This is a genomic window from Bacillus sp. LK2 (assembly GCF_001043575.1).
Classification (GTDB): domain Bacteria; phylum Bacillota; class Bacilli; order Bacillales; family Bacillaceae_G; genus Bacillus_A; species Bacillus_A paramycoides.
The window spans coordinates 19212-37419 of record NZ_LDUK01000048.1; the positions used below are offsets into that span (position 1 = coordinate 19212).

The window sequence follows — 18208 nt, forward strand, 5'->3', positions numbered from 1 at the left end:
TTTTAATCAAACGTTTGTTTAAATATTTTTAACTGTCCATTCTTCCATTATGTTCTTTAATATTTGTGTAAAGTCCTCTGGGAAAAGATGACCTAATCCTTCTCTCACAATTAATTTACAGTTCACATTATATTTCTCGAACATAGACATTAATTGAAGTGTATTTTCATAAAATGGATCTTTATCTCCCGTGACAATATATCCTTTCACATTCGTTATATCGTTCGATATGACCATACTTTCAATTGCCTCTACATCTCGAATAGCAGGTATAACAGCAATAAACTTTTGAGCCTCTAACATATTCTTTAACGCTAACTCAATTGCTATATTACCTCCTTGAGAAGCTCCCGCGATGATGATGTCTTCCAAGTTATATTTATTTGTAAAATCATTAAAACTTTTCATAACATCTTTTATAGCTATCTCATGATTATCCCAGCTATAAGAATTCATTCCATATATTTGTGAGGATTGAGAAAAGCCTAACATATACTCACGTAGTATTTTTTCTTCACACCAATACGGTGCAAAATCATTTATGTTTGATCCTCTCCAATGTAAAGAAAATATACCTGCCAGCGCTTTTTCATTTCCATAAGTAAATAACTTCGGATGAGCTGTTAACTGCTGTTTCTTAAAAATTTCTTCACATTTTTGCACTATCGTTTTAAAACCTATTTTATCTCGTAATCCCTTTAAATCCTCATCATATATGAGCGTATGTGGATTCCACCAAATTCCTTTTTGTAAGCTTCGTTTAAAATAACAATTGCCTCTTCATACTTACCTTCTACCGAAAATGCACATGCTTCCCAAAAGCTCGTTTTATCTATTCTTTCAGGAAACTCTCTTTTTGCTTCATCTATGCATCTATAAATAGCATCAAATTCCCCTTTTTCAAATAAACGAAACAATTCATTTTGCAACTCTACAAACCTTTTCCGTTTCAAAAAATCCCCTCCCCTTTTCTAAATTATACCATCAGAAAAATCAGAAAATAAAAAAGATCATGTAGCATATTCATACTACATGATCTTTTTTATAAGTTCTTATTTACTTCCTCATAAAAAGGCTTGTATAAATCATTTCAATCAATAACTTCTACAGCATACCCTTTCTTTTTTAAACCACTCAATACTTCTTCGATATGATTTCTATCTTTAGTTTCTAATGATAAGTGCAATTGCGCATATCCTGGAAATACCTTTGTACCAATTCGTTCTAAATATATATTTAATACATTCGCTTCAAAACTTGTTACAACCTCGAGTAAGTGTTGCAAATACCCTGGCTTATCTTTAATCGTTGTCGCAATATGAACGAAACGCCCTGCTTCAACCATTCCATGCTCAATAATACGTGAAATAAAGTTTACATCGACATTTCCACCGCTTAGTACGGATACGACCTTTTTTTCTCTTATTGGGATTTTTTGATAAAGCAAAGCAGCCAATGAACTCGCGCCGGACCCTTCGACCAACAATTTATTCCGCTCAAGAAGCATTAACATCGTCCGAGCGATTTCCATTTCATCTACACAAAACACATCATCCACATAACGTTGTACAAGTTCAAAAGTTAAATCTCCTGGCCTTTTAACTGCAATTCCATCTGCCATGGTTGGCGCCGAATCTACCGTTATTACTTTCTTTTCCTCAAGTGATTGTTTCATTCCTGGACAAGCAAGTGTCTGCACACCATATATTTTTACTGATGGTTTTTGTTCTTTAATTGCCATCGCAACTCCTGCAATTAATCCCCCGCCTCCAATAGGACAAATAACAGCTTCTACGTCTTCAAGCTGTTGTAATATTTCCAATCCGACTGTCCCTTGACCCGCAATTACTGCTTCATCATCAAATGGATGTACAAATTTTGCTCCTGTCTTCTCTTTTAAATCTAGTGCGTAAGCTAATGCATCGTCAAATACATCACCTTGTAATTCCACATGAGCACCATACCTTTTCGTCGCAAGCACCTTACTTAACGGCGCACCTTTTGGCATTACAATCGTGCAAGGAATACTGAGCATATTACTAGAATACGCAACCCCTTGTGCATGATTTCCAGCAGACGCCGCAACAACACCATTTTCTAAATCACCTTTCTCAAGAGAAACCATTTTATTATAAGAGCCACGTACTTTAAAGGAACCTGTCTTTTGTAAATTCTCAAGCTTTAAATAAACATCATTCTGTGATAATTCACTAAATGTGCTCGAATAATCTAGCGGTGTCATATGTACAATGCCCTTCATTTTCTCATAAGCAGTTATAATATCCTGGAATACAATCATACCTTCGCCTCCGAAACAATATATGTTTATACATACTAGTTTAAGCGGCATATTTTGTTTTATACGACAAAAGATCACGTAGCATTTTATGCCACATGATCTTCTCTTACAAACTCTTATTTACTTCATCAGCTAATTTCTTCGTACTTTCATACGCAGAATCAGCTAAGCTAATCGCAGAAATAACCGAAATACCGTCCGCACCGGCATCTATAACAGAAGCTGTATTTTCAATTGTAATTCCGCCAATACCAACAATCGGTATTGTAATCTCGTGTTCTCTAAAATACTTTAGCCCTTTCGTTCCTTGAACTGCTTTCGTATCTTTTTTCGTACTCGTTGGGAAAATAGGACCAACTCCTAAATAATCAGCTCCGTTTTCAATCGCCCAGCGTGCTTCTTCAATTGTATGTGTAGATACTCCAACAATTTTATCTCCCATTTTTTCACGAACAGATGTTATTCCTTCATCATCTTGTCCAACATGTACACCGTCTGCATCTAATGCAAGAGCTAATTCAACGTCATCATTCACAATAAACGGCACATTATACTCTTTGCAAAGTGTTTGTAGTTCTTTCGCAAAACGAATACGTTTCTCACCAGTTAAAGCCCCTTCTCCCTTTTCACGAAATTGAAAAAGTGTTATACCGCCTTCTAGTGCCTCTCTCAATACTTGCAGTGACTCCTTCGTACAATTGTTACTACCCATAATAAAATATACTGGTAGTAATTTAGACATTTCATCCATTGTAATACGCGACATCTATTTCCCCTCCTTACTGTACAAACTCAACCTTTCCATACTTCTCAATATCCTCTGAAGTTGTATTCGCTAATTGATTTAAAAACTCAATTTGGAAGCTACCAGGTCCTTTTTCTACCGTTTTGGCTGCTGCCAGTTCCGCAGCTACTCCATAAAATGTTAATGCTGCGACAGCTGCCTTCACATAATCTTTTTCAACTGCTGCAAATGCTCCTATTACAGAAGTCAATAAACAGCCTGTTCCAGTAACTTTCGTTAAAATGCTATGGCCATTTCGAATAAGAATAGTTCGCTCTCCATCGGTAACGATATCTTCTTGCCCAGTGATCACAGCAACTGTATTTAATTCATCCGCTGCCTGTTTTGCAATACTTACAACATTACCATTTCCAGTACCAGCGTCTACACCTTTGATTTCCCATTCTTCATTAATAACATTAGCTATTTCTGCTGCATTTCCACGAATTATCGCTAAATTTATTTCAGCTGGAATATGTCTCGCAACTTCTGTTCGATAAGAAGTTGCTCCTGCACCGACTGGATCAAACAATACCGGTACATCATTTGTATTTGCTGATTTACCAGCAAGTAACATCGCTTCTACCTCTTCAGGACGAAGTGTACCCATATTTAAAACAAGAGCTCCAGCAATGCTAGCCATTTCAGCTACTTCTTCTTTCGCATATGCCATTACAGGCGATGCTCCTAACGCTAACAAACCGTTTGCTGTAAAGTTTGTTACAACGACATTTGTAATATTATGCACGAGTGGATTAGACTCTCTTACCAGTTCCACTACTTTACTAATTTCTTGTACATTCATTCTTTTCATCTCCTAACTTTAATGATGGGAGATACACAAAAAGACACTTTGCGTATGCAAAGGGTCTGAACATGTGCTTTTACACTCTCCCTACGCTGGCATTATCCAACAGGTTCAAATGGTCAATGACGGGTTAGTCATACTCTCAGTTTGCATCCGCAAACTCCCATGTGCTTTTTTTATTCATCTACTTCAAAGTCTACTCTCATTCTAGTAAAATAACAAGTTCTTTACTTTCTTATACAGAAAGAGTGATAGGGAATCCTATCACTCTTTTCATACTATTATTTTATAGCTTTTGATACTTCTTTCACCATTGCTGATACAGACTCAAGTCCGCCACCAGATAAGTACCAGTAGTTTGCATCAAGGTAAACTACGTTTTTGTTTTTCACAGCGTTTGTTTTACTTACCAGTTCATTTTCAACAACTTGCTTAGCAGAAGATTTCCCGCCAGTTACTACGCCTCTATCAATTACAAATAAGTAATCAGGGTTCTTCTCAAGGATGTACTCAAATGAAACTTTATTACCATGTGTATCTGCTTTAATTTCTGGGTCAACAGGAGTTACGCCAAACACATCATGAATAATGCCGAAGCGAGATTGAGGGCCGTATGCACTTACTTGACCATCGTTCGCTAAAATAACTAAAGCTTTTTTATCGCTTTTCTTCGCTTTTTCATTTAATTCTGCCACGTCTTTTTCAACTGCTGCAATTTCTTTTTTCGCTTTATCTTCTTTACCGAAGATTTTTGCTAATGTTTCTGTGTTTTCTTTAAATGATTTCATGTATTCTTTTGTATCTTGTTCTACGTAAATTGTTGGAGCAATTTTTTCGAATTCTTTATATGAATCAGCTTGACGTCCAGAAATGATAATTAATTCCGGATTCATTTCATTGATTTTTTCGAAGTCTGGTTCTTTTAAACCACCAACGTTTTTATACTTTTTATCTTTATATTTAGAAAGGTATTCTGGTACACTTTTTTGCGGCACACCAGCCACGTCAACACCTAGTTTATCTAATGTATCTAATGAACCGAAGTCGAATACTACAACGTTTTTCGGATTCGTTTTAACTTTCGTTTCGCCTAATTTGTGCTTAATCGTAATTTCTTTTGATTTACTTTCACTTGCCTCGGTCTTCTTGTCAGTAGAAGCACCATTACTACATGCCACAGCGACAACAGCAAGCATGAAAGTTAATAATAGCATCGCTAATTTCTTCACTTCAATCACCTCAATAAAATTTTTAAAATTATTTAAATCGATAGCACATTTACACCATCAAAAATAACTTCCTCTTATGAAAAATAAATACAAATGTTGTTTCCAGATATCTCTTCTATATGGATGTCCATATCATAAATATCTTTTAAAACAGCTTTATCAATAATTTCGCTCGTTGGACCTTCTTTCATTACTTTTCCATCTTTCAAAGCAACGATATGATCGGAATAACAAGAAGCAAAATTAATATCATGAATTACGATAACAACCGTTTTTCCAAGCTCTTCAACAAGTCGTCTCAGTACTTTCATAATTTGTACAGAATGTTTCATATCTAGATTATTCAGTGGCTCGTCCAATAAAATGTATTCTGTATTTTGAGCAATAACCATTGCGATATACGCTCTTTGCCTCTGCCCACCACTGAGTTGGTCTAAATACTTATGCTGGATGTCCTCAAGTTCCATATAGCGAATAGCTTCCTCAATATGGCTCCAGTCTTCCTTTGTCAGATTACCTTGTGAATATGGAAATCTACCGAAACTAACTAATTCTCGAATGCTAAGCCTTAAATTAATATGATTCGTTTGCTTTAAAATTGAGATTTTCTTAGCAAGCTCATCGCTCTTCCATTCCCCAATTTCTTTATCTTCAATGTAGATTTCACCAGCATCTTTTTTTAATAACCTACTAATCATAGAAAGAACCGTACTTTTCCCTGCTCCATTTGGACCAATAAAAGATGTGATCTTTCCTTTTGCTATTTTAATAGAGACATCTTCAACAACATTTTTATTACCATATTGCTTTGATATGTTTCTTACTTCTACCATGACTTGCTCTCCTTTAATAGAAGATAAATGAAGTACACGCCACCAACAAAGTTAACAATGACACTTAAAGTCGTGTTAAATTCAAACACTCTTTCAACAATCAATTGTCCTCCTACTAAGGCGATAATACTAATAAGGATAGAACCTATTATTAAATATTTGTGTTTGTATGTATGCAAACATTCACGTGCAACGTTTACTACAAGCAGTCCTAAAAATGTAATGGGTCCTACTAACGCTGTGGAAATAGATACTAAAATTGCAATTACAATTAAAAGCTTCTTCACGACTTTGTCATAATCTACTCCTAAATTAATTGCCTCATCTCTTCCGAGTGATAGTACATCTAATAATTTCAGCTCTTTATACACATAAGCAATAACCAATACAATTCCAATGATAGATGTTACAAGTAGCTCTGTTTTTACATTATTTACACTTGCAAACATTTTCCCTTGTACAATTTGGAACTCATTTGGATCAATGAGCACTTGCATAAAGGACGATAAACTTTGGAAGAATGTACCGAATATTAATCCGATTAAAAGTAGGAAGTAAATATTATTCCCTTCTCTTTTAAACAGAAACTTATAAAGAAATAGTGAGAAAATCACCATTAAACTTACTGATATAAGGAAGTTTACGTTTGTGTTCATCATCGTGAAATGTTGTGATCCAAATACAAACACAACAAACGTTTGAATAAACATATAAAGTGAATCTAAACCGATAACACTCGGTGTTAAAATACGGTTATTACTAATCGTTTGGAAGATCATTGACGAAAATGCAATCGCTCCGCCTGTTATGATCATCGCTAACAATTTCTTACCTCTTCTCGGCAAGGCATAATCTAATGTGTTCATATTTAAGTTAATAAATAAAAATATCCCAATGGCTATAACTGATACAATGGCTAGTAATGCCAAAATCATCTTATAATTTCTTTGTTTTCTAAGCTGCATATGCGTTTCTCCTCATCAATAAATAAAGGAAAATTCCGCTTCCGATTACTCCTACTGTAAGACCAATAGAAATCTCGTACGGATAAATTACGACCCGGCCAAGTATATCGCAAGCTAGTACGAAAACTGCTCCTAACAAGGCAGTGTGCGGTAAGCTATTCTTCAAGTTATCTCCGCGATAAATAGAAACAATATTCGGAATAATAAGCCCTAAAAATGGAATCATTCCTACAGTCAAAACAACTAACGCGGAAATTAAAGAAACGATAACAAGTCCAATATTTAGTACTCGATTATAATTCATCCCTAAATTCGCAGCAAAGTCTTCTCCCATTCCAGCAACGGTAAAGCGATTTGCATATAAAAAGGCGATGATTACAAGCGGGATACTTAAATATAAAATCTCATATCTTCCTTTCATAATCATTGAAAAGTCACCTTGTAGCCAGGAATTGATATTTTGAATTAAGTCATATTTATATGCAAAGAATGTTGTAACGGAACTAATAATGTTCCCAAACATAATCCCTACAAGTGGAATAAATATCGCATCCTTAAACTTAATTCTCTTTAAAATTTGCATAAATAAAAATGTACCAGCTAATGCAAAGACAAATGCAACAAGCATTTTCTCAAGAGGACTCGCTGTCGTAAATAACATTAACGACACTAACACCCCAAGCTTCGCACTATCCATCGTACCCGCAGTTGTCGGAGATACAAATTTATTTCTGCTCAATTGCTGCATAATTAGGCCGCTTATACTTAAGCTCACACCAGCAACGATAATACTGATTAAACGTGGCAACCTACTAATGAATACAACTTGCATTTTATCTTGATCCCAATGCACAATATCCATGAGGCTTATATCTTTTACACCAATGAAAATAGAAGCAATCGATAAAACAATAAGCATAATAAACAAATATCTTTTTTTCATAGTTATTCATGGTGCAGATTATGTTCTGTCGCCATCATCTGATTTTAAACAGATTATAATCCTATCATTTTATCCCCCTCATCTATTTATAGAATGATAGAAATCATAACTCTTTTGGTAAAACCTTTTCTTGCCTTCTTATGGTTAAAATGAATTTCATTATCAATTAAGAACATAATTTATATGTATTAATCAACTTTCCCATATATTATTTTGACAATATTTTGGTAACCTCTCTTAATGATAATGAAATTCATTTACAATGTCAACGGATACACTCAAAAATCTGACATTTATATCAATCTTTTATTCATATACGTAAATTCCCCCTCATTCATTTAATCGGAAATATTTCAAACCTGTAGCATAACTGAATCCAGCAAAGATGTATGCTATATTTAACGTATGGAAATTTGAAAGGATGTTTTTAATATGGCAAAAAGTATTGTAATTGCTGAAAAGCCTTCTGTTGCACGTGATATCGCACGTGTACTGAAATGTGATAAAAAAGGAAACGGCTACCTTGAAGGTAGTAAATATATTGTTACTTGGGCTTTAGGCCATCTCGTTACATTAGCAGATCCAGAAAGCTATGATGTAAAATATAAAAAGTGGAATTTAGAAGATTTACCAATGCTACCTGAGCGTTTAAAACTAACGGTAATTAAACAAACAGGAAAACAATTTAACGCTGTGAAAAGCCAGCTACTTAGAAAAGATGTAAGTGAAATCATTATAGCTACAGACGCTGGCCGTGAAGGTGAATTAGTAGCGCGCTGGATTATCGATAAAGTTAAAATGAACAAACCGATTAAGCGTTTATGGATTTCATCGGTTACTGATAAAGCAATTAAAGATGGCTTCGCAAATTTAAAGCCTGGCAAAGCATATGACAATTTATACGCTTCAGCTGTCGCACGTTCAGAAGCTGACTGGTATATCGGTCTTAATGCGACTCGAGCTTTAACTACCCGCTTTAATGCCCAACTAAATTGTGGTCGTGTCCAAACACCTACTGTAGCCATTATTGCAGGCCGTGAAGACGAAATAAAGAATTTTAAAGCTCAAACTTACTACGGTATCGAAGCTCAAACAGAGGAGAGATTAAAGCTAACTTGGCAGGATATAAAAGGAAATAGTCGCAGCTTTAATAAAGAAAAAATTGATGCACTTGTGAATAAAATCAGTAAGCAAAATGCTACTGTTGTAGATATTGATAAGAAACAAAAGAAGTCGTTCGCTCCTGGTCTTTACGATTTAACTGAACTACAACGTGATGCGAATAAAATCTTTGGTTACTCTGCAAAAGAAACATTAAACATTATGCAAAAACTATATGAGCAACATAAAGTTTTAACGTATCCTCGTACAGATTCACGCTACATTTCATCTGATATCGTCGGAACGCTTCCAGAGCGTCTGAAGGCATGTGGCGTCGGAGAATACCGTCCTTTAGCGCATAAAGTATTGCAAAAACCTGTAAAATCTAATAAATCATTTGTTGATGATAGTAAAGTAAGCGATCATCATGCAATCATCCCAACAGAGAGCTATGTAAATTTCTCAGCTTTCACAGATAAAGAACGTAAAATTTATGATTTAGTTGTGAAACGTTTCTTAGCAGTTTTATTCCCAGCCTTTGAATATGAACAACTAACATTACGTACAAAAATTGGTGACGAAACGTTCATCGCACGCGGAAAAACAATTTTGCATGCTGGTTGGAAAGAAGTATATGAAAATCGATTTGAAGATGATGATGCAGTAGACGATTTGAAAGAACAAATCTTACCTCGCATTGAAAAAGGCGATACATTAAACATAAAACTAATTGTCCAAACATCAGGTCAAACGAAAGCACCTGCACGTTTTAATGAAGCAACGTTACTTTCAGCGATGGAAAACCCAACAAAATACATGGATACGCAAAACAAACAACTTGCTGATACATTAAAATCAACTGGTGGATTAGGTACTGTAGCTACACGTGCGGATATCATCGATAAGCTCTTCAATTCATTCTTAATTGAAAAACGTGGTAAAGATATTCACATTACATCAAAAGGGCGTCAGTTACTTGATTTAGTGCCAGAAGAACTAAAATCTCCTACACTAACTGGTGAATGGGAGCAAAAACTTGAAGCGATCGCAAAAGGTAAATTAAGAAAAGAAGTATTTATTTCAGAAATGAAAAACTATACGAAAGAAATTGTTGCTGAAATTAAATCGAGCGATAAAAAATATAAACACGACAATATCTCAACGAAGTCTTGTCCAGACTGCGGTAAACCAATGTTAGAAGTAAACGGTAAAAAAGGTAAAATGCTTGTATGCCAAGATCGCGAGTGTGGTCATCGTAAAAATGTATCCCGTACTACAAACGCACGCTGCCCTCAGTGTAAAAAGAAACTAGAACTACGTGGTGAAGGGTCTGGCCAAATTTTCGCATGTAAATGTGGCTATCGCGAAAAACTTTCTACGTTCCAAGAGAGACGTAAGAAAGAATCAGGCAACAAGGCTGATAAACGTGACGTCCAAAAATATATGAAACAACAGCAGAAAGAAGAAGAACCATTAAACAATCCATTCGCAGAAGCATTAAAGAAATTAAAATTTGATTAAACCTATTTTTCAATACAAAAAGGTTCCTACCACTCTCGGTAGGAACCTTTTATTTTTAATGAATAATTTTACTTCCTTTTGCGTTCTCAACAAACTTTTCACTTGATTTGTTAATTGGTGTTTTTAGCAATATCGCAGCAACAACGATGACTACTACGAAAGCACTTAACACGAGTAAATCTCTAATTACTATATCCCAAAGCATTCCACCTACTGTTTCACGAATTGCACTAATTGCGTATGTGAATGGTAAGAACGGATAAATTGCTTGGAAGAACGGTGGTGTCATTTGAATTGGGAATGTTCCGCCCGATCCTGCTACTTGCAGTACAAGTAAAATGATCGCCATCGATTTCCCAACGTTTCCGAAAATAGAAACGAGTGAGTATACGATACAAACAAAGACTCCACCGATAAATAAACTAAATAACACAAACCAGAATTTATCGACTACGTACGTACCGAGTAAGAATATATCCCCCATCGATACGATAAATGCTTGTGAAAGCCCTATTGTTAAGAATGTTAATAGGCGTCCGAAGTATATTTCATGGCTCTTATAATTCGCGCCCTCTTCATGTACTTCTACTGTTAATAACGAAACCATTAATAGTGCACCAACCCATAGTGCAAGCACTGTATAGAATGGTGACATCGCTGAACCGTAGTTCGGCATCGCAAATAATTTATTCTCTTTTAAATTTACTGGATTTGCGAAGTAATCACTTTGCTTTTCAACATCATTTTTCAATAAGCGTATGATGTCTTTTATATCCTCTTCTGATTCAAAATCACGAATTTTATTTGCTAATTCTTTAATCTTTTTCTCAGTCTCCGGCATTTCAGCTTTAATGTCTGCTAATTTCTTTCTACCGTCTACTAAGCCTTTTGATGAATCTTCTAGTAATTTTTTAACATCTGGAAGCTTTTTGTTTGTCTCGTTTAAAATTTGGGATGTGTTTTTAGACATCTCTTTTGTACGAGCAATTGCTGTATTGAAATTAGGTACAATTTCTGAATCATACGTCGATAATACATCTGTTAATTGAGCTGATCCGCCCTTCGCAGCATTGTTAATACTTTCAATTACATCTTTTGTCGGTTTCTGTCCATTGTTAAGAAGTGTAATTCCCTTATTCGTTGCATCTACACCTTTTTGCAAACTACTTTTCGCTTTATTTAACTTTGCAATTCCATTATTAAGGTTTTTATCACTATTTACATCTGCTAAAACCTTATTTGTGCTTTCTAGAACTGGAATCATATCGTCAATTAAGCCGATGCCAGATTGGAATTGACCATTTAAACTGTTTAAGGCTGCTTTCGATCCTTCTAAACCGTTAACACCTTTATTCTGTACATCCTCCAGCGCTTTTTGGAAGCTAGATTTAGTACTCTCAAAACCATTTTTCGCTTTATCGTAATCTGCTTTTGCATTATCATATATTGCATTTGCATCAGCTTTAGCTTGATCAACTGTACTTACCGCTTTTTTATAATCTGCTACAAATGTTTCGTTGTAATCTTTTTCAGCTCGATCGATTAAAGCATTTGTTTCATTTAGTTTCTGATTGATTCCATCTCGCACATCTTGTTTTACTTCTTGACCTGTGCTAATTAAATCATTTAAACGTTTAAATCGATTATTTAAATCTTGTTGTCCATCTTTAATAGCTGTTAAATGCTCTTTTCTTGTTTTAAAGAAATTTTGCCCAAACTCAGTTTGAGCTCCTTGCTCTAAACGAGCCATAACATCAATTACATAAGATAGATTGTCAATATGTGTTTGAAGATTATTAGATATAGTCGAAATATTTTTCTTAGCTATCTCTGGATCAACGCTCCCATTTTGCAATCCATCCATAACACTTTGTGCATAAGCTGTTCCTGCACGTGCTGAACTTAAAACATTGTTTACTGTTTGATTAATATTTTGCGCTATATTTGTATAGCCATCATTATGCAACTTAGAAAGATCCGGTCTCGCTGGGAATTCAGGTAATCCATTCATTCCAGACAAATCAGGGATATTTAAATCCACACCTGGATTCATTAAAAAGTCAGTAAATGCAGCTGCACTATCCATAACACCTTTTGCTGCTACTAAATCATTTCTTATCGTCCCTGGAGCATTTTTTAACGTTTGATCTTGCCTTGCAAAGAACTTATCTAAATTCCCTAACGCTTCCTGCCCATCGTTAATAACACTTTCTACAACTGGTAACTCTTTCTGAGCTACTTTCACAACATCTTCCGCGCGAGTTGCATCATCTAACGCCTTATCCATGAGTGTATTCATTTCTGGGAACTGCGCTTCTAACTTAAATACAAGATCTTTTACTTTTTCAATACTCGGTAAGTTAGTTTCTAAATCGATTCCAAGGTCATTGAAAATTTCAAAAATCTCACCGTTTGCAGTTTTAACAAAGTTTTTACTAATTTCTTCAGTAAGACCTGATGCACCTTTAGCTGTAATCTTCGGTGCAATGGCATTCACCTTTTCATTTACGTAATACTCAATTTCCGGTTTCTCTGGATTTTCATTCAAGACTGTTGCAATCTTTTCAGAAAAATCTTTTGGAATAGTAATACTTGCGGAATAATCTCCACGCTCTACTCCATAAATTGCTTGCTTTTCATCGACAAACTTCCAACCAAAATTTTTGTCCTTCTTAAGTGAATCTACAATTTCTTTCCCGATGTTAATATCTTTCCCTCTTAAATTTGACCCAACATCTTGGTTAGAAACTGCAATCTGGATTCCTTTCGTATTTCCGTAAGGATCCCAAGAGGCTTTAATGTTAAACCATGCATATAACGATGGTAGAACCATCAAACCTAATACAATAACAATTGCAGCCCAATGTTTGGCTACATTCCGTAAATCTGTCTTATAAATACGCCAAATCTGTTTCATATAAGCTATCACCTAATTATATATTTTTCCTTCTTTAGAAAATGATACATACATTTTGCAATTATATCACTTTCTACATCGTGGATTAAACGAAAATGCACTATTTTTTCCCATAAAATATTTCACCTACTTCATTATATAACGAAGTAAAAAAAGTATGCATACAAAATGACCAAATTAGTTTTACATTCAATAATAACAAATATATAGGAAATGTCATAAAAAGTACAATTATTTTCTCTTGGAAATACTTGTATTCATCAAAAAAATCCTCACAGCTTTTTATTATCTGTGAGGATTTCTTCTATTATATATCTAATTGTACCTCTACACCGAAATGATCTGAAATTACATTTCGATTTGTACCATTAAAAATAGCTTTTGAAGAACTAACCGTTTTACTTTGGTTACATAATATTAGATCGATTCGTAAGTTTTGTTTATTTTCATCCCAACCAGCAATCTCACCTTGGACAGTTGTTCCTTCATCCTTCTCCATTGCTAGTTCATATGTGTCATATAAACCTTTTTTCATAATATACTCATAACCCTCTCCTTGCAGACGAGCATTGTTATTAAAATCACCCATTAAGAAGGAGAGTTCATTGCTATCTACACGCTCTATTAAACGATCGACCTGGCCTTTGAATGATTCTTCTTCATCATTCCACCAACCGAGATGACAAGAGTAAAACGTTATCTTCTTACCATTATAAGCAATTGTTGCACTTACAATTTTGCGTGTTTTCCAATACGCTGTATCCTTATTTTCTGAAATAAAGAACGTATCTTCTTTTACAACGTTATGCTTTGTTATAATTGCTAATCCTTCCTCGTACACATCATATCCAATATGAGAGAAGTCCCAAATAATATTGTACTCTTTTACATGTAAGGCTCTTAACTCTTCTAGTAGTAATAGTCCAAAATTATCTTTTTTCTTGTTACCGCATACATTTTCAGCTTGTATAGATTGACTTACTTCTTGCAATGCGATCACATCATAATCTTCTTCTTGAATTACTTTGGCAAGATACTTTATTTTTTCAATTTGATTCTCTTCTTGCCAAGAGTGACAATTTAAAGTTAGCAATTTCATATTATTACGCACCTAACATATCTTGAATGTCTGACTTTAATACGTCAGCTTTCGGGCCATATACTGCTTGTACACCTTTATCTTTTACAATAAGTCCTAAAGCACCATTTTGTTTCCACTGTGCTTCTGGTGCAACCACATCTAAATTTTTTACTGTTACACGTAAACGTGTCATACAAGCATCTACGTCAGAAATATTATCTTTTCCGCCCAATAAATCAATAACTTTTGTTGCTAATGAACCATCTTGTACATTTCCTGTTCCTTCTGATGACTCATCTTCATTATCAATATAGTTACCTGCACGCCCTGGTGTTGGTAAATTGAATTTTTTAATTAAGAAGTTGAATAATGTAAAGTTAAGACCGAAGAACACTAATGAAACAATGACAAAGTTGATTAAATCTCTCGTTAAACCTGCATTGACCATCATTGGTGTACGTGTAATTAACTCAATAAATCCAAATGCATGAACACGTAAATTAATTAAATCTGCTAATGCGAATGCAAGTCCTGTTGTAATTGCATACACAACATATAATACTGGCGCAATAAACATGAACATGAATTCAATTGGTTCTGTAACACCTGTTAAGAATACTGCTAATGCTGCTGATAAGAACATCGGTTTATACTTTGCACGCTTATCTTTATCAACGTTACGGAACATTGCAAACGCAATACCCATTAATGCTGCTGTTGAACCGATAACTTGCCCAGCTTTGAAACGAGCTGGCACAACATTATTTAATAAATCATTATACGCTTTCGTGTCTCCATTTGCTAACAAGTTATTTAAATCTGTAATCCATGCAAGCCATAATGGATCCTGTCCTGCTACAACTTGTCCAACTTTTGAACCAGTTAACATCGTATATGTTCCGCCTAGCTCTGTGTAGTTCATCGGAATTGTTAACATATGATGTAATCCAAACGGTAATAATAAGCGTTCTAACGTTCCATATACAAATGGTGCAACAACTGGTGCACTATCTTTAGATGCTGCAATCCAGCGACCAAATTCATTTAATCCACTTTGGATAAATGGCCATAAAAGTGATAATATAATCGCAGTAACTGTAGACCAAACAATTACAACGAATGGTACGAAGCGTTTTCCATTAAAGAATGCTAATGCCTGTGGTAGTTTATTATAGTTATAGTATTTGTTGTATAAAGTAGCTCCTAAGAAACCAGTAATAATCCCTACGAAAACTCCCATGTTTAATGCTGGTGCACCAAGTACAGAAGTGAAATAATCTTTTACAAGTAAATCTCCTGCTAATACCGAAGAAACTGTCGCTTTTGAATCCGTTAACATTTGAGGGTTTACACCAAATATAGCTCCTGTAATTCGGTTTGTTAAGACGAATGCTAATAGCGCTGCAAACGCACCACCTGCGCGATCCTTCGCCCAAGATCCCCCAATTGCTACTGCGAATAAAATGTGTAGATTTGTAATAATTGCCCAACCGATGTCTTCCATTACTCGAGCAATTGTATGAACTGCGTTAATATCCCCAGCAGACATCCCAATTAACTTACCGATGGAAATCATTAAGCCAGCTGCTGGCATTACAGCTACAACAACTAATAACGCTTTCCCGAACTTTTGCCAAAAATCAAAAGACGTAATTTTCATCTGTTCTTCCTCCCCTTTATTTATAACAACATAATGATTTGAATTATAATTTCTATTTCTCTTATGAAAACGATTCCTTGCATCCCTTCTTTTTTTGTTACGCAACCGTTTTCATAAATCTATTTTAATAAAAGCGTTTTCACATTGCAATAGAAATTTATTTTTTTTAATAAAAAAAGATGCTCAAAGAGCATCCTTTTTTATTATGAAATGCGATAAACCCTTGTTTCATAAGGTTTTAACGTAATTGTAGTTAATTGATCATGTTCGGCAACTTCATAGTTATTTAAGAGCAAACGTTTGCGTTCTAGTGCGAATGTACTCTCATTATATACAGCTTCCTGGTTCGAAATGTTACTAATTACAATTACTTTTTCACCCTGCAATGTACGAGTATATGCGTAAATTTGCGAATCATCTTCTAAAATTAAATCATACGTACCATAATTCAATACATCATGCTCTTTTTTCAAGGCAATCATTTTTTTATAGAAATTGAAAATAGAGTCCTCTTCATTTTTCTGCTTTTCAACATTAATTTCCTTGTAGTTTGGATTCATCCCAAACCAAGGTGTTCCTGTTGTGAAGCCAGCATTATTTTCAGCATTCCACTGCATAGGTGTACGTGAATTATCACGGCAAGAAGCCCATATAATTTCCATCATATCTTGATGAGATACTCCTTCTGCAATTTTCTCGCGATATAAATTTTTAATTGCTACATCATCATAATCTTCAATATTTTGGAACTGAACATTCGTCATACCAATTTCTTGTCCTTGATAAATAAACGGTGTACCGTGCATAAAGAAATACATCGCTCCTAAAGCTGTTGCACTTTCACGCCAGTATTCTTTATCATTTCCCCAAGTAGACACAATACGTGGCTTATCATGATTCTCAATGTATAAAGCATTCCAGCCCTTATTTTCTAAACCTTTTTGCCACTTTGTTAATACTTTTTTCAACTCAACAACATCAAGATCTTTCTTCTTTTCTGCATCCCATAAGCTTAAATGCTCAAATTGGAATACCATATTGAATTTACCGTTCTCTTCTCCAACCCAAAGATCAGCATCTTCAACTTTCACACCATTTGCTTCCCCAACAGTCATAATATCGTATTTAGCAAATGTGTTTTCTTTTAATTCTTCTAATAATGGCTGAATACCATTGACATTCATATGTTTGTCAAAAGAAGGCACATACTTTAACCCTTTTGGGTTTGGCATATCCTTTAAACCATCTTCTTTTTTTATGTGGCTAATCGCATCGACGCGGAAACCATCAATACCTTTATCAAGCCACCAATTAACAGTATCATATAAAACTTCACGAACTTCTTTATTCTCCCAGTTCAAATCTGGTTGTTTACGCGAGAATAAATGTAAATAATATTGCTCTGTCACTTCATCATATTCCCATGCAGAGCCATTAAAGATACTTTCCCAATTGTTTGGTTCCACGCCATCTTTACCATCACGCCAAATATACCAATCACGCTTCGGATTGTCTTTAGAAGAACGTGATTCAATAAACCACGGATGTTCATCACTTGTATGATTAATAACCAAATCAATAATAAGCTTCATATCACGCTTATGAACCTCATCTAGTAACGCATCAAAATCTTCCATCGCACCAAATTCATCCATAATATCTTGGTAATCACTAATATCATAACCATTATCATCATTAGGCGATTTATACATTGGACAAATCCAAATTACATCTATACCTAAATCTTTTAAATAATCCAGTTTTGCAATAATACCTTGTAAATCTCCAATACCATCGCCATTTGAATCCATAAAGCTACGTGGATAAATTTGATAAGCAACCGCTTCTTTCCACCATGTCTTATTCATAATCATTCTCTCCTTTTGCATCCCATTAAAATTTATGCAAACGTTTTCGTAACACTATCATAACAAAATATGAACAGTTTGCAACTGTTTTCATGAAACTCTATGTAGATTCCTTATTCTTATGCTTTATTTATTTCTCACAAAGGAAAATCTCATTCCTCACCTACTCTTGTCCACACACGTTACATACGCTTTTCAT

Annotated in this window: 12 protein-coding genes, 1 pseudogene and 1 riboswitch; of the genes and pseudogenes, 1 reads left to right on the forward strand and 12 read right to left on the reverse strand. The window is 34.8% G+C overall.

The features are described from left to right. Window positions 1–18: 18 nt before the first annotated feature. The 8 genes and pseudogenes from VK90_RS23045 to VK90_RS23080 all read right to left on the reverse strand — a co-directional run bounded on the left by VK90_RS23045 (window position 19) and on the right by VK90_RS23080 (window position 7861). A pseudogene (locus VK90_RS23045) lies at window positions 19–953 on the reverse strand (DUF3089 domain-containing protein). A gap of 137 nt (window positions 954–1090) precedes the next feature. Beyond that, window positions 1091–2299, reverse strand: a complete 1209-nt coding sequence (gene ilvA, locus VK90_RS23050) for a threonine ammonia-lyase (RefSeq protein WP_048375496.1) — start codon at window positions 2297–2299, stop codon at window positions 1091–1093. Between the two features lie 106 nt (window positions 2300–2405). After that, entirely contained in the window at window positions 2406–3065 is a 660-nt protein-coding gene (gene thiE, locus VK90_RS23055) for a thiamine phosphate synthase (RefSeq protein ID WP_048375499.1), read from the reverse strand. A 13-nt stretch (window positions 3066–3078) separates the two neighbouring features. Continuing rightward, window positions 3079–3888 carry a hydroxyethylthiazole kinase gene (thiM, locus tag VK90_RS23060; RefSeq protein ID WP_048375501.1) on the reverse strand — a complete coding sequence of 270 codons (810 nt, stop codon included), beginning with the start codon at window positions 3886–3888 and terminating at the stop codon, window positions 3079–3081. A gap of 70 nt (window positions 3889–3958) precedes the next feature. Next, window positions 3959–4068, reverse strand: a riboswitch (TPP riboswitch). Between the two features lie 104 nt (window positions 4069–4172). Then, a complete protein-coding gene (locus VK90_RS23065; protein ID WP_048375503.1) occupies window positions 4173–5120 on the reverse strand; it encodes a siderophore ABC transporter substrate-binding protein in 948 nt (315 codons plus the stop codon). 74 nt (window positions 5121–5194) lie between these two features. Beyond that, window positions 5195–5953 (reverse strand): iron ABC transporter ATP-binding protein, encoded by a 759-nt coding sequence (locus tag VK90_RS23070; RefSeq protein WP_002174674.1) that lies wholly within the window; start codon window positions 5951–5953, stop codon window positions 5195–5197. Beyond that, the gene (locus VK90_RS23075; RefSeq protein WP_082148035.1) at window positions 5947–6918 is read right to left on the reverse strand and encodes an iron chelate uptake ABC transporter family permease subunit; all 972 of its coding nucleotides are present in this window, start codon (window positions 6916–6918) and stop codon (window positions 5947–5949) included. The genes VK90_RS23070 and VK90_RS23075 overlap by 7 nt, the downstream gene beginning before the upstream one ends. Further along, window positions 6908–7861, reverse strand: coding sequence for an ABC transporter permease (locus VK90_RS23080; RefSeq protein WP_033719739.1), 954 nt, complete (start codon window positions 7859–7861; stop codon window positions 6908–6910). Before VK90_RS23080 ends, VK90_RS23075 begins: the two co-directional genes overlap by 11 nt. Before the next feature lie 432 nt (window positions 7862–8293). On the opposite strand from VK90_RS23080, the gene topB reads away from it, so the two are divergent. Beyond that, on the forward strand, window positions 8294–10483 hold the full coding sequence (gene topB, locus VK90_RS23085; protein WP_048375505.1) for a DNA topoisomerase III: 2190 nt from the start codon (window positions 8294–8296) through the stop codon (window positions 10481–10483). Window positions 10484–10538: 55 nt separating this feature from the next. Here the strand turns inward: topB and VK90_RS23090 are convergent, their stop codons facing one another. From VK90_RS23090 to VK90_RS23105, 4 genes are all read right to left on the reverse strand, one after another. Then, the gene (locus VK90_RS23090; RefSeq protein WP_048375507.1) at window positions 10539–13400 is read right to left on the reverse strand and encodes a YhgE/Pip domain-containing protein; all 2862 of its coding nucleotides are present in this window, start codon (window positions 13398–13400) and stop codon (window positions 10539–10541) included. Window positions 13401–13707: 307 nt separating this feature from the next. After that, window positions 13708–14499 (reverse strand): endonuclease/exonuclease/phosphatase family protein, encoded by a 792-nt coding sequence (locus tag VK90_RS23095; protein ID WP_048375509.1) that lies wholly within the window; start codon window positions 14497–14499, stop codon window positions 13708–13710. Window positions 14500–14503: 4 nt separating this feature from the next. After that, on the reverse strand, window positions 14504–16141 hold the full coding sequence (locus tag VK90_RS23100) for a PTS transporter subunit IIBC (protein WP_048375511.1): 1638 nt from the start codon (window positions 16139–16141) through the stop codon (window positions 14504–14506). Window positions 16142–16344: 203 nt separating this feature from the next. Further along, window positions 16345–18009 (reverse strand): glycoside hydrolase family 13 protein, encoded by a 1665-nt coding sequence (locus VK90_RS23105; RefSeq protein WP_002174667.1) that lies wholly within the window; start codon window positions 18007–18009, stop codon window positions 16345–16347. Window positions 18010–18208 lie beyond the last annotated feature (199 nt).